Here is a 21,710-nt window from a genome sequence, read left to right on the forward strand (position 1 = left end):
TAACCGAAACAGGTTTCAATCAATGATTGAAACGGTGATGGGGATGTGTTTGGATCAGTTGCCATGGCCCCGACACGTTCGGCGACGACCCGAGAGCGACTCCTCACCGCCGCCGAGACCCTGTTCCTGTCCGACGGGTTCGAGACCGTGTCGGTGCGGGCGATCTGCTCGGCGGCCGGAGCCAATCCCGCTGCGGTGCACTATCACTTCGGCACCAGGGACGACCTGGTCACCGCCCTGCTGGAGGATCGTCTCGGCCCGATCTGGGCCGACCCGCTCGATCACCTCGATCCGTCGGCGACGAGCATCGCCGCGATCGTCGAGCTCATCATCGACCCACTGGTGCGCCTGCAGGCCGATCCGACGGGGCACCTGCATCTGCGGTTGCTGACCCGCTTCGTCGACGATCATCCCGAGGCCGGATGGTCGCGCCCGTGGTTCCGGCTCGACGACTGGACCGATCTGCTGCTGGCGATCACTCCCGGTCTGGACCCGCGCGCGGCCCGGCGACGCTGGGCCCTGGCCTTCACCCTCATTCTCACGCGTTTCGGCGGTGCGCAGCCCCTGTCGCCGGACGCGGTCACAGCCCTCGCGGGCTTCGTCGTCGCCGGACTCGGCGCACCCATCGAGGAGACACCATGAATGCCGTTCCCGATCCCTTCGCTCCCGCCACGCTCGGCCCCCTGCGTCTGCGGAACCGGGTGATCAAGTGCGCCACCTTCGAGGGCCGCACCCCCGATGCGCTGGTCACCGACGACCTCATCGATTTCCACCGGGAGGTCGCCGCCGGCGGGGTGGCGATCAGCACCGTCGCCTACTGCGCGATCTCCCCCGAGGGCCGTACCGACCGCCATCAGATCTGGTTGCGCCCCGACGCCGCCCCGGGACTGACGCAACTGACCGGCGCGATCCACGCCGAAGGTGCGTTGGCCGCCGCCCAACTCGGACATGCCGGACCGGTGGCCAACTCGATCTCCAACGGCGCCAAGGCCCTTGCGCCCTCACGGATTCCGGCGCCGATGGGGATGTCGATGACGCACGCGCCGTCCGTCGAGGACATCGCCGGACTGCGTTCGGTGTTCCGACGCGCCGCCCGTATCGCGGTGGACTCCGGCTTCGACGCACTCGAAATCCATTGCGGCCACAACTATCTGATCAGTTGTTTCCTGTCGCCGATGCTGAATCGACGACGCGACGGATACGGTGGTGCGCTGGTCAACCGGGCGCGTTTCGCCCGGGAGGTTCTCGAATCGGTCCGCGAGGAGGTCGGCAGCGAGGTCGCCGTGTGGGCGAAACTCAACATGTACGACGGGGTCGGCGCGGTGGGCGCGCCGGCGCGCAGGTGGCGCGGCTTCAACGTCGACGAGGCCTGTGAGGTGGCCCGGCTCTTCGAGCAGGACGGCTTCATCGACGCCATCGAACCGACCGCGGGCAGTTCACTTCTCAATCCGATGTACCTGTTCCACGGTGAGGCACCGCGGGCCGCATTCGCGAGTGCCTTCCGGGGTCCGATGAAGTGGGGGCTGCAGGCGGCCGGACCGTTCTTCCTCAAACGGTACGAGTATCACCCGGGTTACCTTCTCCCACTGGCCCGGCGGCTGCGCGAGGCGGTGGATCTGCCGATCATCCTGCTCGGCGGCATCACCGACCGGGCGACGATGGATTCGGCTCTCGCCGAGGGATTCGACCTCCTCGCGATGGGCCGCGCCCTGCTTCGTGAACCCGATCTGCCCCAACGGATTCAGGCCGATCCGTCGACCACGTCGCAGTGCATTCACTGCAACCTGTGCATGCCGACGATCTACACGCGCACCGAGTGCCCGGTCCGCGAAACGGCCGGGGGTCTCTCCGCCGGGTGAACCGCCTCTCCGTGACTCATCCGATCCGGATGGTGTGCGCCGATGCACCGCGTGGGATCGTCGACGCATGACCCTGGAGGAGCCACGTCCCCTCGACCCTGACGAACGTGCCGAACTCGAGCGACTGCGGGCTCAGGTCGCCGAGTTGGAGGAGACGCCCACCACGGTTCGGAAGGGACCGTCCGGACTGCTGTGGCGCCGGATCGGTTCGGGCATCCTGCTGCTCCTGGTGGCGGTGTGCGCCATCCTGTCGGTCACCACCCACTTCGTGCGCAGCCAGATCCTCGACACCGATCACTACGTGAACACCGTCGCGCCGCTGGCGTCGAATACCGCGGTGCAGAACCAGGTCATCACCATCGTCACCGATCAGATCAACGATCAGGTCGACATCGAGGGGACGACGACGGCGGCGCTGCAGCAACTCGTCGATCTGACCCCGGCGGAGCGCCCGCACCTCGACAATGCGCTGGTCGGGCTCGCGCCGGTCATCGCCTCGCAGGCACAGTCGTTCGTTCACCAGACCGTCACCGATTTCGTCCGGTCGCCGACCTTCCGGGATCTGTGGGTCTCGGCGAACCGCGCGGCCCATCAGGGTGTGGTGGCGGCCGTGACCGGCAACACGAATCGCGACGCCGTCGAGATCGACCCCGACGGCACCATCAGCATCCAGCTCGGCCCGATCATCACCCAGGTGCAGGACCGGCTCGAGCAGCGCGGTTTCGCCTTCGCCACGAACATCCCGAACGTCGACAAGGAGTTCGTGATCTTCCGGTCGCCGGAGCTGGCCAAGGCCAATCGCTGGGTGAATGCGCTCGACAAGGTGGCGACGGTGCTGCCGTGGATCGGCATCGCCTGCGCCCTCGCCGCCATCGCCCTGATCGGTTCGGGCCGGCGACTGCGGATGACCGCCATCGTGGGTCTCACCATCCTGTTCAGCATGCTGCTGCTGGCGATCGGCATCCTCGTCGGCCGGACGATCTACCTCAACGAGGTTCCCGCCGACGTCCTGGCCCCCGACGCCGCCCAGGCGATCTTCGACACCGTCATCGCGCCGCTGCGATTCGCCCTGCGCGCCGTCGCGGTCCTCGCCCTCGTCGTGACGATCGCCGCGTACCTCGCCGGCGGCTCCCGTTCGGCGCTGGCCACCCGACGCGCCTTCACCCGTGGTGTCGGCGCCCTCGACTCGAAGCGTACGCAGCGGCCCCCCAACGCGTTCGAACACACACTCTGGCAGGCACGAATCCCGTTGCGCATCACGGTGGTCGCCGTCGGCGCCCTGATCCTGATGTTCTGGAACTACCCGACCGGTCTGGTCGTCATCTGGACCGTGGCGATCGCGATACTGGTGCTGATCGTCCTGGAAGTCACGATGCGGCCCGCGCGGCGCGAGCCCCCGAACATCGAGACCACCTCGACCGAGTTGGTCGAGTAGCCGCCTCTTCCCGCTAATCAAGCCGCCTCTTCCCGTTGGTCGAGCCGGTCCACTCTCCGTTGGTCGAGCCGCCCCCTTCCGTTGGTCGAGCCGGTCCGGAGCGATAGCGGAGGACCGAGTCGAGACCTCCGCAACCGACAACGCAACGCACGCAGCAGCTTCCCCGCTGGTCGAGTGCCGACGAGCTTGCGAGTCGGTGTATCCGCCGGGCCGAGCCTGTCGAGGTGGAGGCCACCTTCGCAACCCCCGCTGGTCGAGTGCGCCGCGCGAGCGAAGCGAGCCCGTCACGTATCCGCCGGGCCGAGCTTGTCGAGGTCGAGACCACTTCCGCAACCCGACAGCGCAATACCTCCCCCGCTGGTCGAGTGCGCCGCGCGAGCGAAGCGAGCTCGTCGCGTATCGAGACCACTCCCGCATGCCGAAAGCTCGACCCAAGCAACAGCTTCCACTCACGTGGCCTCGATACGGGGCTCCGCAAGCTCCGACCCACTCGGCCAGCGGTGGGCAACACCCGCTGGCCGAGTGCCGACGAGCTTGCGAGTCGGTGTATCCGCCGGGCCGAGCTTGTCGAGGTCGAGGCCACCTCCGCCACCCCCGCTGGTCGAGTGCGCCGCGCGAGCGAAGCGAGCTCGTCGCGTATCGAGACCACTTCCGCATGCCGAAAGCGAAACCAGCCGAGCGACAACCGAAGCCAACCCTGCGGGAACCGACAGCGTTCATCCCCACCACATTCCACGCCGGAAGAACTTGTCGGTGCCCCTCGCTACACTTGACTCAGTTCAGTTGGAGCGACCGAGCAGAGGAGGTGAACACCATGGCCGACACTATGATTCAGACCAATCAGGTCCCGCAACTGTCGATGACCGCCGACGACGCCACCATGATCGATCACCTCCCCGTCGAGGCGGCCACCGCACTCGCCCGACTGTTGCAACGCCAGGAACGACAAGTGATCGCACGGAAAGTGTTGTCGGCGGCGCGGATCGGGCACACCGTATACGACGAGATGCTGCTCTCGGGCCATCAGACCAACGTGCACACCACCGGTGCCGTCGACAAAGCCGTCACCGGCAAGGTATCGACCACCCTGGGTGTCTCGGTGCCGCAAGCCACCGCGTGGATGACGCTGAGCTTTCTGCTGTCGACGCTCCCGACGGTGACCGCCGCGTTCCTGGACGGTGACCACGGCCTGGAACGTATCCGCATCATCGCCAACGAGATCGGCGTCCTGTCCGACGACGATGTCCGCGCCTTCGCCGAAACCCGTGCACTGCAGCTCGCCGAACGCAATCAGGCGGATACGACATTGCGGGATCAGGTCGTCGAGATGGTGATCGCGCTGGATCCTGACGGTGCCGCCGACCGGCGCGAGGAAGCCGCCGCACGCGATCAGAACGTGCGGGTGCGTCGGGATACCAACGGGCACTGCAGCATCTCCGTCTACGCCCCCGGCGAGATGGGTGCCCACCTGGCGGCGCGGATCGCGAAGATGATCAGTGAGCGGATCTGCCCACGTGATCCGCGTCGTCAGGGTCAGGTGCAGGTCGCGGCATTCGCCGAAATCCAAGGACTGCCCGGCGCGCACCTGTCGTGCGAATGCGGGCGAGGCGACTGCTCCCGGGCGATCCCCTTGCCGGAGGAGCCGAGTGGTCTGACCGACCTCGACATCGACGTCGACGAGACTGATCCGTCCGACGATGTCGATGCGGACGCCGACGTAACCGACGATCTCGAGACGACCGACGATGCACAGTCGGACGCTGATGGTGACGCCGATGTCACCGACGATGCCGAGACGATCACCGACGACGACGCTGACTTCGATGCAACGGATACCGAAGAGGCGCAACCCGACACCGACACCGAAAGCGATTCGCAGTTGTCGCTGTCGTTGATCACCGATCCGTCCGGGCAGCGGGAGGCCCGGTTGGAGTACTTCGGCGTGATTGACAACTCCCACGCCCGATCGCTGATCAGCTCGGGACAGCTGGTCACCGTGAGCGAGTTTCCCACCCTGGACATCCCCACCATCAACACCGCCACCTCACTCGATCGGATACCCGCGGCGTGGCGTCGCCTCGACGATCCGTTCCCCGCGGCACCGATCGACCCCACCGGACACGGCGGACATCTGCTCCCACCATCGGGTGCGTTGACGTATCGGATACCGGCATGGTTGCGGGAGAAGATCATCGAGTTGGATGGCACCTGCCGGTACCCGCATTGCGGCCGCCCGGCCAGTGAATGCCAGATCGATCACCTGGTGAAATTCGTGCACCAGGATCCGATAACCGGTGGCTGGACCGTGGAATTCAACCTGATGCCGCTGTGTACCCCGGACCATCAGAGAAAGCACATGGGATTGTTGATCCCCACCATGCTGTCGGATCGGGCTGTCATCTGGCGCGACCCGGTCACCGGGGAGACCATCACCACCTATCCGCGGTAGGTCACTGCCGTCGGGTGATGTTGCGCTGCAATCGGTTTCCAGCTCCATGTTGCGTGGTCTCGACACGCCACGGGCTCGCAAGCTCGCACGAGGCGGCTCGACCGGCGGGATGGGCCGCTCGACCGGCGGGAGTAAGGTTGCGCTGCAGTCGGTTTCCAGCTTCGGGTTGCGTGGTCTCCTTGCGTTGAGCTCCGTCGAAACGACCTCGACAAGCTCGGCCCGGCGGACACGCCACGGGCTCGCAAGCTCGCACGAGGCGGCTCGACCGGCGAGCGGGTGGCGGCTCGACCGGCCCGACGGCACGTCGGCGGGACTCGGCCTACGGCCCCGTCAGGTGCTGGTACAGGTATCGTCCGGTCACCGAATCCGGGTTCTGTGCAACCTGTTCCGGTGATCCCACCGCGACGATGCGTCCGCCGTCGGTGCCACCACCCGGGCCCATGTCGATGATGTGATCGGCGTTGGCGATCATGTCGAGATCATGCTCGATGACGATGACGGTGGCACCCCGGTCGGTCAGTCGGGTCAGCACCGCCAGCAGGGTGCGGACGTCGAGCGGATGCAGCCCGACGCTCGGTTCGTCGAGGACGAACACGGCATCGTTCTGATTGCGGTGCAACTGATTCACCAGCTTCAGGCGTTGCGCCTCCCCACCGGAGAGCGCCGGGGTCGCCTCGTTGAGCGTGAGATACCCCAGGCCGAGTTCGTCGAAGGCGCGCAGCCTCCTGGTGACCCGCGGCAGTCCCGTCACCACTCCCACGGCGTCCCGGATGGTATGGCCGAGCAGATCCGGTAGCGCGAGGCCGTCACGACGAAAGTCCTTGGCCCGTGGCCCGTAACGGCTTCCGTCGCAGTCCGGGCAGACGATGTCGACATCCGGCAGGAACTGCACGTCGAGCGATACCTGACCGGTACCGTCGCACCGCGGGCACGCCAATGATCCGGTGTTGTGGGAGAAGTCGGACGCGGTCAGCCCCGCAGCACGGGCCTCATCGGTGGCCGCATACGCATCACGCAGATCGTCCATCACCTTCGAGTAGGTCGCGACTGTCGAGCGGACGTTGATGCCGATCGGCGTGGCGTCCACGACATGCACCCGGATCTTCTTGCCGGATACGGGTTCCGGGACATCGAGGCGACGCACGTGGCCCGGCATCCGAGCGGCCTGGCCGGCGGCGTGTGCGGTGAGCGCCGGCACCAGCGAATCCAGGACCAGCGTCGTCTTGCCGGAACCGGACACCCCGGTCACCGCAACCAACCGTCCCACCGGGATGTCGACGGCGAGGTCGTGCACGGTGTGGATGGCCGTCGTCTCCAGATGAAGCGTACCGAGGTCGAAAACCGTATCCGGAGAGCACTTCTCCCGGATCACGACGGGTTCGTCACCGGTCAGGAACCCGGCGAGCCGCGATGCCGGTTCGGCGGCGAGTTCACGCACGCCGCCCTGTGCGATGACCCGTCCACCCTCGGTACCCGATCCCGGGCCGATTTCGATCAGCCAGTCGGCACGACGGAGGATCTGCACGTCGTGGTCGACGAAGACCACCGAATTGCCGTCGACGAGAAGATCATCCATCACACCGAGGAGGCCGTCGATGTTGGCCGGATGCAATCCGATCGACGGTTCGTCGAGGACGTAGAGCACCCCGGTGGTGCGGTTGCGCACGGCGCGGGCCAGCTGGACGCGTTGCCGTTCACCGGTTGACAGCGTGGCCCCGGCACGATCCAGGGTGAGGTAGCCGAGTCCGAGTTCGATGAGTCGCTGCGCCATGCCGAGCAACGTGTCCACCAATCCCTGCGCCATGGCCTGCATCTCGGTGGGCAGCGCCGGCGGGATCGTCGGCGCCCAGTCGAGCAGATCATCGAGAGACAGTGCGGTGATGTCGGCCAGGTTCTGCTCGCCGATGCGCGGGGCACGGGCCGCCTCACTCAGGCGGGTGCCGTGACAGTCGGGGCAGACACCCTCGGTGAGGAAGCGACTGACCCGCGCCAGCCTCTTTTCTGTGTCAGCACGTTTAAGTTCCTCGGTGACGGTCAGCCGCGCGTTGCGGAAGGTGAAGTCCAGGTCGTGGATACCTTTCCGAGAAGCGAAGGTGATGTGCTTCTTCTCCTCCGGGCCGTCGAGCACGATCTCCCGTTCGGCGTCGGTGAGATCGCGCCACGGGACATCGGTGCGCACCCCGAACTCCCGGGCGATGGTCGGCTGGACGTTGAAGCCGAACATGTTCCACGGGACCACCGCGCCCTCGTCGAGGGTCTTCCCCGGATCGGGAACGAGCGCGGCGTCGTCGACGGTGCGGACCACGCCGGTGCCCGAACACGTCGGGCAGGCCCCGCCCGAGTTGAACGCCAGGGCTTCGGCGCCGGGCGCGTCGACCTGCGCCCCACACTCCGGGCAGAAGAACGGGACCTCCGCGGCGACGTCGATGGAGGGCGGCACGTAGTGCCCGTTGGGACACCGGTGCGAGGCCAGTCGCGAGAACATCAGTCGCACCACGTTGAGCAGCTCGCTGGAGGTGCCGAAGGTCGAGCGCACGCCCGGCACGCCGGGTCGCTGCCGCAACGCGAGGGCGGCCGGCACGTGTTCGACGGAATCCACCGCGGCCCGCGGCGCGTGCGCCATCCGCCTGCGGGTATAGGTCGAGAGCGCCTCGATGTACCGCCGCGCGCCCTCGGAGTAGAGCACGCCCAGCGCCAGGGAGGATTTCCCCGACCCGGACACCCCGGCGATCCCGACCATCGTCCGCAGCGGGATGTCGACGTCGACGTCACGCAGGTTGTTGACGCGCGCACCACGTACGGCGATCTCCTCGGGTGCGGCGTGCTCGGCGCGTCGGGTCACCGTGTCCAGAGTAGGTTGGGCGGTCATGAGCAGCAATGAGTTCGATACCGACCCATACTTGTGGCTGGAGGACGTCACCGGCGACGACGCCCTGGAGTGGGTGCGGGCGCACAACGAACCGACGCTGGCCGATCTGACCGACTCCGACCGGTTCCGCGAACTCGAGTCTCAGGCACTGGAGGTGCTCGACACCGATGACCGCATCCCGTATGTCCGGCGGCGTGGCGGGTTCCTGTACAACTTCTGGCGCGATGCGACGCACCCGCGGGGACTGTGGCGACGCACCACCCTGGAGTCCTACCTGACCGACTCCCCGGACTGGGACGTGCTCATCGACGTCGACGCCCTCGCCGCCACCGACGACGAGAACTGGGTGTGGAAGTCCGCGACGATGAACTGGCCGGACTACGACCGCGCCCTCATCTCGATGTCGCGGGGCGGTGCCGACGCCGCGGTGATCCGCGAATTCGATGTCGCCGCCCGCAGTTGGGTCGAGGACGGCTTCGCGCTACCCGAGAACAAGTCGTCGATCTCCTGGATCGACCGCGACACCGTCTACGTCGGAACCGATTTCGGCCCGCAGCCCGACGGCGCGGGATCGCTGACGACGTCCGGGTATCCGCGGATCATCAAACGCTGGACCCGCGGCACCGCACTCGACGACGCACCGACGGTGTACGCCGGGGAGGTCACCGACGTCGCCGTCAGTGCCGTCTACGATCATACCCCCGGTCACGAACGTCACTTCGTGGGCCGCGCCACCGACTTCTTCAACGAGCTCGCCTACGAGTTGCGAGAGACCGAAACCCATGGCGCCGAAAACCATGGAACCGAAACGATTCTCATCGACATCCCCACCGACGCACACTTCGTCGTGCACCACGACGCGATGTTCGTGCGCCCCCGCACGGACTGGGAGGTCGACGGCGTGGTGCGCGCCGCGGGCACTCTGCTGGTGTTCGACTACCCGGCCTTCCTCACCGGAAACCGCACGCACACAGTGCTGTTCACCCCGGACACGCACACCAGCCTGCAGTCGTTCACCTTCACCCGCTCACACCTGATCATGCTCACCCTGCATGACGTGCACACCGAGGTCACCGTCCTCACCCTGGGTGACTGGACGCCCGTCGAGCAGCGAGGACTGCCGGATCTGGCCACCGTGTCGGTCCTCGACACCGACCCCGACCACAGCGACGAGGTGTTCTGGTCGGCGACGTCGTTCACCGAACCACCGAGCCTGCTGCACGGCGAGTCCGGCGGCGAGACCACCGTCATCAAGCACACTCCGGCCTTCTTCGACGCGGATAAGGTTGTCGCCGAACAGTTCTTCGCCACCTCCGACGACGGCACCGCCATCCCCTACTTCGTCGTTCGCCGCACCGACGTCACCGCCGGACCGACCCTGCTCTACGGCTACGGGGGCTTCGAGAACTCGCTCACCCCCGGCTATCTCGCGCTGGCCGGACGCAGCTGGATCGCCCGCGGCGGCATCTACGTCATCGCCAACATCCGGGGCGGCGGCGAGTACGGGCCGTCGTGGCACACCCAGGCACTCAAGGCCGGACGCCACCTGGTCTACGAGGACTTCGCCGGCGTCGCCAAGGATCTGGTGTCCCGCGGCCTGACGACACACGAGCAGTTGGCCGCGCAGGGTGGCTCCAACGGCGGATTGCTGATGGGTGTGATGCTCACCCGGTACCCGGAGTTGTTCGGTGCCCTTGTCTGCCAGGTCCCGCTGATCGACATGCGTCGCTATCACCTGCTGCTCGCGGGCGCCTCCTGGATGGCCGAATACGGCGACCCCGACAACCCCGACGAGTGGGCCTATATCAGCGAGTACTCGCCGTATCAGAACCTCGCGAAGGACCGCACCTATCCACCGATCCTGGTGACCACGTCGACCCGCGACGATCGGGTACACCCCGGACACGCCCGCAAACTCGTTGCGCGACTGGAGGAGTACGGCCACACCGTGTCGTACTACGAGAACATCGAGGGCGGCCACGGCGGTGCCGCCGACAACAAGCAGTCCGCCTTCAAGACCGCCCTGGCCTACGAATTCCTGTGGCGCACGATCGGAACCGCCGAGTAGGCAACGGGACTCAGCGGTACACGACGACCGCCGCCGGCCGCACCGACCGCTCCCCGACACGCAGTCCCGGACGCAGCAGTTGCGCGACGGTGCGCGACTGCGCGTCACCCTCGGTCGGGACGGTGTCGACGGCGTCCATGGTGGCGACGTCGAACGCATCCCCGACGCGCGGCACCACGACGAGGCCGCCGCGGCCGACGATCAGCCGATCGAGCCCGTCACGCAACGCGGTGAACGCCGCCCGATCGGTCTCGCCGTCGGCCCCCTCGGCGCACGCCGCGGCATCGGAGTACAACGCCAGCAACTCGACGAGCAGCGGCAGGTCCGCAGTGGCGGCGCCCGCCCGTTTCGCGTCGGCGTCGACGAGCCGCTCGATCGTCTGCGCCTGACGCGCGATCACCCGGGCCAGATCGGACACCTGCTCGTCGAGACTGCGGAGCTGCTCGGCGAGCCCGCCCCCGTCTTCTGCTCCTGTGGTCATCCGCGTAGCGTAATCACACCGCCCACCCTCGCTCGACCACCCTCGGGGCGCCTTGGTCGCTGTTACGATCGCCGACCGTGGGCGTATACGGGATCGACCTGGGGACGACGAACTCTGCCATCGCGGCGATGGATGCCGACGGCAGGCCGTCGGTCGTCGCCGACTGGAACGGTTCGCCGACCACCCCGTCGGTGATCCTGCTGCCCTCGGCACACGACCACATCGTCGGCGAAGCGGCCCGCCGGCAGGCGCGACTCGACCCGGACAACGTGTGCACGCTGGTCAAACGGCGGATGGGCGACGCCGACTGGCGGTTCGTCGCGCACGGTCAGAGTTGGTCGGCGCCGGCCATCTCTGCGTTCATCCTCAAGTCGCTGGCCAGTAGCGCGGAGTTCGCCGGTCAGAAGGTGGAACGGGCCGTCATCACCGTGCCCGCCTACTTCGGCGACGAGGAACGCCGTGCCACCATCCAGGCCGGCACCTATGCCGACATCGAGGTGGCCGGCGTGTTGTCGGAGCCGATCGCCGCGGCCCTGTCGTACGGATTCAGTCGTTTGACCGACGCCCTGGCCAAGGGCACACCGGATGAGACCGTCCTCGTCTACGACCTCGGCGGCGGCACCTTCGACGCCACCGTCATCGAACTGGCCGACCGCCGGATCTCGGTACTCGCCGTCGACGGTGATCACCAACTCGGCGGCGCCGACTGGGATGAACGCCTCGCCCTGCACCTGTCCCGGGCCTTCTGCGCCGAACACCCCGATGCCGAGGACCCCCTGGACGACTCGGCCGGTTCGCAGTCGCTGATCCTGGCCGCCGAACGCGCGAAACACGAACTGACCGAGGCGGAGTCGACGTCGGTGATCGTCTCTCACGACGGCCAACGGTCGGTCATCACCGTCACCCGCGCCGAACTCGAGGACCTCACCGCAGGGCTGCTGGCCCGCACCATCGATCTCACCAAGGCCTGTCTGGCCGCTGCCCGCGACCGCGGCGTCACCCGCGTCGACCGCATCCTGCTGGTCGGCGGTTCGTCCCGGATGCCCGCGGTGGCACGCGAACTCACCACCGCGCTGGGCATCGTCCCGGAACTGTCCGATCCGGATCTCGCGGTGGCCAAGGGCGCCGCCATCTACGGCGAGAAACTCGAGATCGAACGTCTCGTCGCCGCCGACCTGCAGACCCGCGGGCGCCTGCCCGCGCACGGTGGCATCTTCGACGCCGACCCGGCCGATGTCGACGCCGCCGCATCACGGGTGGCGCGTGCCTTCGCGATGCCGGTGGCCGGCGTGCGGCGGATGCTGGAGATCTCCGTCGACACCGTCGTGTCCCGGGGTTTCGGCATCCTCGCCGTCAGCGGCCGCAGCGGTGACCTCGAGGTGACGTGGCTGGTGCACCGCAATCAGCCGCTGCCCATCCGGGTCCGACGCTCCTTCGGCACCGTGCGTGCCGATCAGCGACGCATCGAACTGACCGTGATGGAGCAACTCGGGCAGCAGGCCTCCCCACTCCCGCAGGATGCGAAGGTGCTCATCGAGGGCGCCATCGACGACATCCCGTCGGGCTACGACGAGAACAGCGAGGTGCGGGTGACCTTCGAGATGGGATTCGACGGTGTCCTGATCGTGACGGCCCACCACATCGACGCCGACCTCCCGCTGCGTCTGACCGCGAGAACCGGTGCGACGCTGTCACAGTCGGAGGTGGCCCGCGAGCTCGACCAGGTACACCGCAGCCGGCGCCGGGACGGTTGAGCGGTATGCAGCCGTTCGTCGGGAACGACTACCGCAAACGCGTCCTGGCCGCGGTCGAACGCCGCGGCGGAGTGGACGAGTCGGATTCCTTTGAGCTGTACGACCTTCCGCTCGAGCAGGCCGCCGATCTCACCGACGACGCGGTCCGCATGCGACTCGACGAGGTGTGGGCGTTCTGGCAGAAGCATCGCGATCACCCCAAGTACCGGGTCCTCGTCGAGCAACTCGTCGCCGAACATCCGCAACGCAGCGCACCGCTGCGGGAATCCGCGTCCCGGCTCGCCGAGGCCCGGATGATCACAGACCGTCGTCGGCGCCGCGACGAGGATCGATATGCGTTGCTCGACAACGCGATCGAGCGCCTGATCGGCCGCTACGGCGGCATCCCGACCAGCAAACGCGGCGGGCTCGACGAGATCGGTGCGATGGGCGGACTCAGTGCCGACGAGGTGGCCACCCGTGTCCGCCGGCATCGGGTCATCGACGATTCCCCGGCAGCTCCGCCGGAGACCACCGCGCCCGCCGCCCCGGCCCTGTCGGCGCACCGGCTGGCCCAGATCACCGAACTGCTCGCCGAGTTCAGTCGACGCGGCAGCGGCCCCGCCTCACACACTCTGCTCGCCGTGCTCGGTCTCGACACCGACGACGCCACCAACCTCACCGAGATCACCCTGCGCGCCGAGGCATTGCAAAGCCGTGCACGGGAACTCCCGGCCGGGCGGATGCGGGCGCTGATCGACGAACTGCTGATCACCATCAACGATGTGTTGCTCGGCGGCCCCGCGCTCGCCGACGCCTACCTGGCCTCGGTACGGGAATCGGTGGGCGCACACCTGCGACCCCGGATTCGCGCCGCCATCCTCGTCGAGGATCGTCTGCACCCCGACGACCGTCAGTACATGCTTGAGGAGGCCCGCGACCTCGGCCTCGGCACCCGGGATGCGCGGCGCCTCATCGACGACATCACCCGGGAGTTCGGCGGTGAGGTTGACACCGCCGGCGAAGCACCGCCACCACCCCCGACACCGAAACGACCGGCACCAACACCGACACCGACACCGACACCGACACCGACACCGACACCGCCCCAGGGTGACTGGCAACGGTCCCTCCGCTCCGCACGGCAGGCCCTGCGCAAGGGCAACCTCGACGATGCCCGCACACGATGCGATCAGGCCCGGTCGTTCGCCGGTGACGACGACGCCGCGCGACGCCAGATCGAGGCCGTGGCCGACGAGATCGCCCGCGCGTCACGCGCGCCCGCAGCACCGGCTCCCGCGACTCCCTCTGCCCCACAAACGAATCCGGCCGACGTATCCCCCACACCACCGTCGAATGTGCACGCGGCCTTCGCCAACGGGGCGGTCGTCGTCGCATGGGAACCGTCGCCGACGCCGGGTGCGACCTACCGCGTCACCCGTGTCGATCGCACCGGCCGCCGACAGGTGGTGGGCCGCACCGCGACCACCGAACTCGAGGACGGTGGCACCCGCCCGTCGGAGGGGCTGCCGAGCTACGAGGTCACCGCCTCCGTCGACGGGATGCACTCGGCACCGGCGGTGTCGTCGGCCCGCGCACCCGAAGACCGATCCGCGAATTCACCCGCCCCCGCCCACACCGCACCGACCACCCGCACACCCCCATCCCGCATCCCACCACCACCCGCGCCGCCGTCGCCGACCCCACCACCGGCCCCGACCGCCGATCTCCCCGACATCACCGACGTGGCGGTGACCGGTGATCTGCTGACGTTCACGTGGCCGGCGGGTGTCACCGAGGTGATGGTCGTCATTCGGTCGGATGCACCTCCGGAGAACCCGCGGGACCCGGCCGCGGTGAGCAAGAAGGTCACCAACACGCGATACGAGATCGACGGCGGCTACCGGATTCCGGGCTCCGCCGCACGTCCCGCGCATGTCGCCGTCGCCGCCTGCCGTCGTGTCTCACCGGAGACCCTGACTGTGGCCGCACACTTCGGCCCGGCGGCACGGGCACGGCTCTGAGCCGACCCCCACTCCGCGTTCACCGCGTTTCGCTAGGCTGGGCCACACTCAAATCGGACAGCAGTGATCATCGAGGATTCGACGACGATAGGGGTCGAGGGACTTCCATGGGTATCGACTACACCAAGCGACCGAAGGCGCAACCTGCCGCGCAACCATATCCGGCACAGCCGGGCCAGCAGCCGTATCAGCAACCGCCGCAGGCACAGCCGTATCAGCAGCAGCCGCCGGCACAGCCGTATCAGCAGCAGCCGCCGGCCGCACCGCCGGTCTCGCTGTCCAAGGTGACGCTGACCAAGTCGGCGCCCAGCGTCTCGCTGACCAAGCAGGGATCGGCGACCGGGCAGGTGCGGATCAACCTCAACTGGACCTCCAGCAAGGGCGGACTCTTCCGTCGCGCGGCCGGCGTCGACCTCGACCTGGCCTGCATGTGGGAGTTCACCGACGGCAGCAAGGGCATCGTGCAGGCACTCGGCAACGCCTTCCAGGCGCCGTACGAGGGCCGCCCGATCATCTGGCTCGACGGCGACGACCGCTCCGGGTCGAATACCGGCGGCGAGAACATGTACATCGACCTGTCGGCGTCGAATCAGATCCGCCGCATCCTGATCTTCGCCTACATCTACGAGGGCGCTCCCAACTGGGCCGCCGCCAACGGCGTGGTCACCCTGTTCCCGGCCAACGGCCCGCAGATCGAGGTGCATCTCGACGAGGCCGATCAGAGCGCGATCTCCTGCGCCATCGCGATGCTGGAGAACCGCGGCGGCGAACTCGTCATCAACCGTGAGGTGCGCTACATCCGCGGGTCGCAGTCCAAGGTCGATCAGGCCTACGGATGGGGCCTGAACTGGAAGGCCGGTCGCAAGTAGCCCTACCCGACGCACCCCGGCAGTTATGCCACCACTCACACCGGGGTGCGTCGATGACCACCGATCACGTAGCGTGAGCGGTTGTCATCGCACTCAATCGGGGGATTGTGCACCGTGTCTGCTGTTGGTTCGTCTGTTCGCTTCTCTGTTCGTCGTTGTCTCGCTTACACTTTCGCGCTCATTACGGTGGCCGTCGGGGCACTTCTGATCCCGGGTCCGGCGCATGCGGCGGCCGATCCGTTCTACGCCACCGCGCCACCGCCACCCGACGCCCGCCTCGGCTCGATCGTGCGGATCGAACCGACGCCCGGGGCCGGCATCGCCGAGAAGGTTCCGGGTACTCGCAGTTATCGGCTGCTGTATGTCACCACCGGCCCGCGCGGGGGCCGCACCACCGCGAGTGGCTCGTTCTTCATCCCGCCGGACGCCATGACCGCGAGCACTCCCGACGGGCACCGCTCCCTGATCGGCATCGGGGTCTCCGACGAGAGCATGGGCGCCTACTGCCGGCCGACCACCACACTCACCCGTGATTCCGTGCTCGACCGCGCCGTCGGCATCGCACCGGTCAACTCGACGGTGGCGGCGCTGCGGGCCGGCCACGCGGTGTTCGTCGCCGACCTCGCCAGTGACGGCGTCGCACCGGCCCCCACGTTGCTGCCCCGGTTCGACGGGCACTCGATGCTCGACGGTCTGCGGGCCGCCCTACAGATCCCCGGGTCGGGACTGACCGCGTCGAGCACCATCGGCATCTTCGGGCCGTCGGGCGGTGGCAGCCAGGCCGCCGCGGTGGCCGCCGAACAGGCCGCGACCTACGCCCCGGAACTGCACATCCCGGCGATCGTCATCGGGCAGATGGTGCCCGATCATCGAAACTTCATCCGCGCCAACGACGGTGGGGTCGGTTCCGGTTTCGCCTTCGCCGACCTGCTGGGCCTCGAGGTCGGGCATCCCGAGATGCGCATCGACGAAAAACTCACCCCGGTGGGTCGCGGCATCGCCGAGGTCTTCCGCTCCGGATGCGCGACACCGACGTACATGACCCTGGGTGGGGTGCCGTTGAGTGCGCTGTTCCTGTCGGGCCATTCGCCGTATGACGACCCGGACTTCCAGCCCGCCTTCGCCGCCGCGGCGTTGGCGACGCCGACCTCACCGTCACCGACGGCGGCGCTACGGATGACGCGGTGCGATTCCAACGTCTCACCGATCGCGGTCACCCCGGTGGACGATCTCCGGCGGGCCGTGGACACCTACCGGGCGGCGGGCGTCGAGGTCAGTGATCGGGTCGCCGTGTGCCTGGGCGGTCCGCGCGACATCTACGCAGCGGACCTGCCGTGGCTGCTGGCCCGCGTCTGAACCGCCGCAGGCTCACCACCGGATCCCATTGTGCGCCAGGGCGTCCCCGGGTGATCGGATACCACGCGAGACCGATGAGGACCGACGAGGCGTGCCCGATCCCGGTGAAGGTGATCTGCTCGGCCAACGGCAGCCCGTAGACGAGCGCCACACCGGCGAGGTACACCCATCGCCAGGGCCGCACGATTCGGTAGGCCAGCACACCCACGATCGCGGCCAGGAAGTAGCTGACCCCGACGTCGAGCACGTTGACCATCGACGGGCTGCGCAGTCCGGCGTCGATGGCGCGGTCCAGTGCGCCTTCGCTGAGGAAGGTCGCGGCGACGTGGGCGCTGAATCCGACGACGAACCACCGCACCGACCCCAGCCATTGCTCGGCGGGCCGATGAAACACCAGGAACAAGATCAGGTACGGGAACCACCACTGTCCGTCGATCCAGAACAGGCTGGCGACGAGGACGTGGAAGGCCTCCAGCGGATCGCTCGTGAGGTGCGCGATGTTGGTCGAGCGGTCACCTAGGGCGTCGTCGAGTTCTCTGGGGGTCAACGAATGCTGGATGGACGTGGTGACGAACAGGATGATCAGCCAGCCGAACGTCAGCGGAGCGCCGCGGACCTGCCGCCACGCCGCGCCCGCGACTCGCCTCGTCCATGCGCTCACGTCTCACCCCGCAGGTCTACATGCGGGCGGGGCCGCGGAACGCGACACGGGCGATGAGACCGAGGACCATCACCACGGCCCCGGCGATCGCCGCGATCACCGACCACTGTGTGAGGTCATCGGCGAGGGCGTCGGTGGTCAGGCGTACAACGGTGTTGTCCGACCCGGACGAGGAGACCTGCCGGTCGACGATGGTGGTGGCGTTGAGCGCCACCAGCCAGCAGGCCAGCGCGGCCAGCAACGCACCGATGCCCAGCCAGATCAGCACGGTACCCCGACGTCGCGCGATGATCAGCGCGAGCACTCCGGCGACCACCGCGACCGCCACGGAGACGTATCCGATGGTGGTGATCTGGGTGCCGATGAGGTGATATCGCCCGGCCTCGAGGCCGCGCTCGGTCATCTCCACCTGGATCGGTCCGTCGACGCTCACCGTGAACGGCAGGTTGGCGCCCTCGAGTGCCCGGTTGACCATCGCGGTGATGTCCAGCTGCATCGTCTGGTCGGCCGAGCCGCTCGGCGCCGGGTCGAAGAGCCAGTCATGTTCCTGGCGGACCAGGTCGGTGAAGTCCGCCGGGAACTGCGCACTCTTGGTGTAGTTCTGCGCGACCGGCGCGATCACCGCCGACGCCCCGGGGAAGCTCACCCGCGAGGACACCTGCGCGGTGATCTCGTCGGCGATGTAGTCCTGAACCTCGGCGTCGTGGGCCAGCGGCGCCACGACGGAGACGAAACCGTCGTCGTCGACGATCCGCTGCGACACCCACATCGAGGGCAACGCGACGACGATCGCGGCCATCGCGATCAACGTCAGCAGGGCACTGAGAAACGTTCGCACCGGGACGAGGCTACCGGTCGGCGCGGACCGTCACCGGCGAGCGCACGCCGCGTCACTCATCGACGAGGTCACGTGCCCGCCCGACGATCCGCGGGTCCGGGGTGCCGACGAGTTCATGGTTTTTGCCCTTGTACTCGAACAGGCTCAGGACGTGACGCATCGCGTTGATACGGGCACGTTTCTTGTCGTTGCTCTTGACCACGGTCCACGGGGCGATGTCGGTGCTCGTCTTCTCGAACATCGCCTCCTTGGCCGCGCCGTAGGAGTCCCACTTGTCCAGCGATGCGAGATCCATCGGCGACAGTTTCCACTGCCGGACCGGGTCGATCTGGCGGATGGCGAACCGGGTGCGCTGCTCGAGCGGGCTGACCGAGAACCAGAATTTCACCAGGTTGATGCCGTCATCGACGAGCATCTTCTCGAAGGCCGGGACCTGATCCATGAACTGGTCGTACTGCTCGGGTGTGCAGAAACCCATGACGCGTTCGACGCCGGCGCGGTTGTACCAGGACCGGTCGAAGAAGACCATCTCGCCGGCGGCCGGCAGATGCTGCACGTACCGCTGGAAGTACCACTCGGTGGATTCCCGCTCCGATGGCTTCTCCAAAGCGACGACGCGGGCGCCGCGCGGATTGAGGTGTTCGTTGAACCGCTTGATGGTGCCGCCCTTGCCGGCCGCGTCGCGTCCCTCGAACACCAGCAGGTGGCGTTGCCCGGTCTGCTTGGACCACTTCTGCAGCTTCAGTAGCTCGATCTGCAGACGCCGCTTGGTCACCTCGTACTCGCGGCGACTCATCCGCTCCTCGTACGGGTAGTCCTCACGCCAGGTGTCGACGACGTTGCGTTCGGGCAGCGTCAGGAGTACCGGGTCGTCGTCATCGTCGTCGTTGACCTCGAAGTTGGTCGTGTCATGCAGATCGACGAGCTGTTGAAGGGCCTCGCGTCCGTTCAGCTTGCTGAAGTCGGGTCCCAGGGTTTCGAGATCGGTTAACTCGGTCACCACTCAACGATATGCCGCACGCACGAACGCCGTGTATCGAAGGGGTGAACTGCAGTTCTTCGGCGCCAATTGGGCAGGTTTCTGCGCGTCATTGGGCAGTTTCTGCGCGTCAATTGCGCAGGTTGATCGACCCGTATTTGAGGCATACCCGGCCGGTGGTGGAGTCGGCCGCCGCGGCGAATCCCCCGCTGCACTGCACGCCGGGGGCACCGGCGTAGGCCTGCCCGCCGACACCGCCGACGGCCACCGAGTACCCGCCCGCACGTGCCTGCGCGACCGACAGCGCCTTGGGGCCGGTGGTGATGGAGTACGACGTCCCGCCGGTGGTGGCGCCGGCCAGTGCCGACGACCCGGGCTGCTGGTTGATCGCGGTGGCGCGTCCGCCGCGGTCGGCCACCGCCACCGCGGTGCCCCCGCCGGTCTCCTGTGCGCTCGCGGTGCTGCCCGCACCGGCCCGCGCGCCACATCCGCTGGTTCCCTGAATGCGTTGCACCTCATGGCCATTCGATGCCTGGCAGGTCACTGCGGAGGCGTCACCGCCACCGTGATGCATTCCCCAGATCACGCCTGCACTCCCCGCAGCCACCACCAGTGCACGCGCTGTCAATCCGTGGAATCGCACAGTGAATCGGCCTCCTCGCCGTATCGGATGTGTTGGACCAGATGGCCAGACCTCGATCAGCCTACTCCCGCTTTTCGGCCAACCGATCGGTGCCGTGGTCACGGAACGACAACAGTTGTCCACACCCGGTACAGTCGCCTCCCGGCCGATACGCCAACGGGACCAGGAGAAACGAAATCCCCTGGCCCCGTTGGCATATGGAACACACTCAGGCCTTAGCGCGACGCTCCGACTCGGCGGTCAGACCCTTCTTCGCCGTCTCCACCGCGGTCTTCTGCCCACGCTTGACGATCAGCCCGGGAAGTTTGACCTTGAGGTCGATCTCCAACTCGAACTCGACGTGGGAACCGTCGCCCTTCGCCGTCACGGTGTAGATGCCCTGCTGCTCGGCGAGCATCTTCGATTCGACGAGCGTCCACGCGCAGGTGTTGTCGGTCCAGGTGTAGGTGACGGTCTGATCGTCGTTGATGCCCGCCGCCGACACAGTCATCGCGACCTGCTCGGGCGCGCCGTCGGCGTAGGAGGTGACGATCGAGGCCGCCTTGTGCGGTGCGGACCAGTCGGGCAGGGATTCCACATCCAGCAGCACCTCCATCACGACCGACGGGGGCGCAGCAACATCGAACTCGGTTTTCGCAGTGACAGCCATGTGACAGAACCTACCCTTCAGGCCTCGCGATCGACGAGTTTCAGCGGCCACGCTTCGTCGGGGATGTCACGCAATCCGCAGGCGACGTCGGTGACGGTGAACCACCCACGAAAATGCAGGATCTCGCCGATGACCGGGTTGCGGACGGTCGCGTCGCACCGGAACCGTTGGTGTTCCTCGTCCCACCCCTCGATGTACTTCATCTCGGAACGGAACAGACCCCGCATGCCGACCTTGGGCCCGCGACCCAGCCACCGCAACGGGCCGCTCTCCAGCAGCAGTTCACCCGCTTCGGTCACCGACGGTTCGATCGGATAGAGCAGTTCGGGACCGTCGCCGAAGTAGTCGACGAGGCCCGATGCCCCCGACACGAGCAGAGAGTTGAGTTTGCGCGATCCCGACGTGTAGTCGAAGGAGCGCAGGACCGCCAGACATTCGCGGCCGAGTTCGTCGCGGTAGCAGTAGTGGCCCTGGGTGAAGGGGACCATCCGGCTCGACTTGGACGGCAGTGCGTTGCGTTTGCCGTAGTACCAGAAGAACGGCGGCGGCAGCGCGGAGGTGATGTACACCGACTCGAGAATGCCGGTGCCGAGCTGGGCGACATTCGAGGTCGAGTCGATGCTGTAACGCCAGGCCACGTTGGGATGCAGTCGGTCGAAGTCGGAACCGAGGGCGTCCTGATAGACGGGCGTCACGAGGACACCACCTCCTCCGGTGTGATCGGCGCGACAGTCGTTGGCGAAGAACCTACTACGCCGCATCCGAACAGGGACTACGAGGGGTTTGTCTCGGGTTTT

17 protein-coding genes are annotated in these 21,710 nt (G+C 67.4%); 9 read left to right on the forward strand and 8 right to left on the reverse strand.

From position 1 onward, the window contains the following. Positions 1 to 63 precede the first annotated feature (63 nt). The 4 genes from ACWDPV_RS06350 (at position 64) to ACWDPV_RS06365 (ending at position 5,743) form a co-directional block, all read left to right on the forward strand. Positions 64 to 642: a TetR/AcrR family transcriptional regulator gene (locus ACWDPV_RS06350; protein ID WP_348805152.1), complete on the forward strand. Its 579-nt coding sequence runs from the start codon at positions 64 to 66 to the stop codon at positions 640 to 642. Then, on the forward strand, positions 639 to 1,859 hold the full coding sequence (locus ACWDPV_RS06355) for an oxidoreductase (protein WP_449742207.1): 1,221 nt from the start codon (positions 639 to 641) through the stop codon (positions 1,857 to 1,859). The genes ACWDPV_RS06350 and ACWDPV_RS06355 overlap by 4 nt, the downstream gene beginning before the upstream one ends. Before the next feature lie 67 nt (positions 1,860 to 1,926). After that, on the forward strand, positions 1,927 to 3,294 hold the full coding sequence (locus ACWDPV_RS06360) for a hypothetical protein (protein ID WP_348805154.1): 1,368 nt from the start codon (positions 1,927 to 1,929) through the stop codon (positions 3,292 to 3,294). A gap of 814 nt (positions 3,295 to 4,108) precedes the next feature. After that, positions 4,109 to 5,743, forward strand: a complete 1,635-nt coding sequence (locus tag ACWDPV_RS06365) for an HNH endonuclease (protein ID WP_449742208.1) — start codon at positions 4,109 to 4,111, stop codon at positions 5,741 to 5,743. Positions 5,744 to 6,062: 319 nt separating this feature from the next. Here ACWDPV_RS06365 and ACWDPV_RS06370 read toward each other — a convergent pair whose 3' ends face one another. Continuing rightward, positions 6,063 to 8,612: an excinuclease ABC subunit UvrA gene (locus ACWDPV_RS06370; protein WP_449742209.1), complete on the reverse strand. Its 2,550-nt coding sequence runs from the start codon at positions 8,610 to 8,612 to the stop codon at positions 6,063 to 6,065. Here ACWDPV_RS06370 and ACWDPV_RS06375 point away from each other — a divergent pair. Beyond that, complete coding sequence (locus tag ACWDPV_RS06375; protein WP_449742210.1) at positions 8,611 to 10,680, forward strand: prolyl oligopeptidase family serine peptidase; 2,070 nt, start codon at positions 8,611 to 8,613, stop codon at positions 10,678 to 10,680. The genes ACWDPV_RS06370 and ACWDPV_RS06375 overlap by 2 nt on opposite strands. 10 nt (positions 10,681 to 10,690) lie before the next feature. Here the strand turns inward: ACWDPV_RS06375 and grpE are convergent, their stop codons facing one another. Further along, positions 10,691 to 11,161, reverse strand: coding sequence for a nucleotide exchange factor GrpE (gene grpE, locus ACWDPV_RS06380; RefSeq protein ID WP_449742211.1), 471 nt, complete (start codon positions 11,159 to 11,161; stop codon positions 10,691 to 10,693). A gap of 77 nt (positions 11,162 to 11,238) precedes the next feature. Here grpE and ACWDPV_RS06385 point away from each other — a divergent pair, with 77 nt between their 5' ends. The 4 genes from ACWDPV_RS06385 (at position 11,239) to ACWDPV_RS06400 (ending at position 17,143) form a co-directional block, all read left to right on the forward strand. Then, positions 11,239 to 12,915: an Hsp70 family protein gene (locus ACWDPV_RS06385; protein WP_449742212.1), complete on the forward strand. Its 1,677-nt coding sequence runs from the start codon at positions 11,239 to 11,241 to the stop codon at positions 12,913 to 12,915. A gap of 5 nt (positions 12,916 to 12,920) precedes the next feature. Further along, the gene (locus ACWDPV_RS06390; RefSeq protein WP_449742213.1) at positions 12,921 to 14,918 is read left to right on the forward strand and encodes a hypothetical protein; all 1,998 of its coding nucleotides are present in this window, start codon (positions 12,921 to 12,923) and stop codon (positions 14,916 to 14,918) included. Positions 14,919 to 15,025: 107 nt separating this feature from the next. Beyond that, positions 15,026 to 15,787 carry a TerD family protein gene (locus ACWDPV_RS06395; RefSeq protein ID WP_449742214.1) on the forward strand — a complete coding sequence of 254 codons (762 nt, stop codon included), beginning with the start codon at positions 15,026 to 15,028 and terminating at the stop codon, positions 15,785 to 15,787. 186 nt (positions 15,788 to 15,973) lie between these two features. Then, positions 15,974 to 17,143 carry a lipase family protein gene (locus tag ACWDPV_RS06400; RefSeq protein ID WP_449742215.1) on the forward strand — a complete coding sequence of 390 codons (1,170 nt, stop codon included), beginning with the start codon at positions 15,974 to 15,976 and terminating at the stop codon, positions 17,141 to 17,143. On the opposite strand, the gene ACWDPV_RS06405 is transcribed toward ACWDPV_RS06400, so the two are convergent. The 6 genes from ACWDPV_RS06405 to ACWDPV_RS06430 form a co-directional block, all read right to left on the reverse strand. Next, entirely contained in the window at positions 17,061 to 17,804 is a 744-nt protein-coding gene (locus ACWDPV_RS06405) for a rhomboid-like protein (RefSeq protein ID WP_449742216.1), read from the reverse strand. The genes ACWDPV_RS06400 and ACWDPV_RS06405 overlap by 83 nt on opposite strands. Positions 17,805 to 17,820: 16 nt before the next feature. After that, a complete protein-coding gene (locus tag ACWDPV_RS06410; RefSeq protein WP_449742217.1) occupies positions 17,821 to 18,642 on the reverse strand; it encodes a Trp biosynthesis-associated membrane protein in 822 nt (273 codons plus the stop codon). 52 nt (positions 18,643 to 18,694) lie between these two features. Then, entirely contained in the window at positions 18,695 to 19,642 is a 948-nt protein-coding gene (gene ppk2, locus ACWDPV_RS06415) for a polyphosphate kinase 2 (protein WP_348805165.1), read from the reverse strand. A 109-nt stretch (positions 19,643 to 19,751) separates the two neighbouring features. Next, positions 19,752 to 20,249, reverse strand: coding sequence for a DUF6764 family protein (locus ACWDPV_RS06420; RefSeq protein WP_449742218.1), 498 nt, complete (start codon positions 20,247 to 20,249; stop codon positions 19,752 to 19,754). Positions 20,250 to 20,472: 223 nt separating this feature from the next. Continuing rightward, on the reverse strand, positions 20,473 to 20,913 hold the full coding sequence (locus ACWDPV_RS06425; RefSeq protein ID WP_449742219.1) for an SRPBCC family protein: 441 nt from the start codon (positions 20,911 to 20,913) through the stop codon (positions 20,473 to 20,475). A 17-nt stretch (positions 20,914 to 20,930) separates the two neighbouring features. Continuing rightward, a complete protein-coding gene (locus ACWDPV_RS06430; protein ID WP_449742220.1) occupies positions 20,931 to 21,608 on the reverse strand; it encodes a DUF4166 domain-containing protein in 678 nt (225 codons plus the stop codon). Between the last annotated feature and the right edge of the window lie 102 nt (positions 21,609 to 21,710).

It is taken from the genome of Gordonia sp. NPDC003504, from assembly GCF_053587995.1.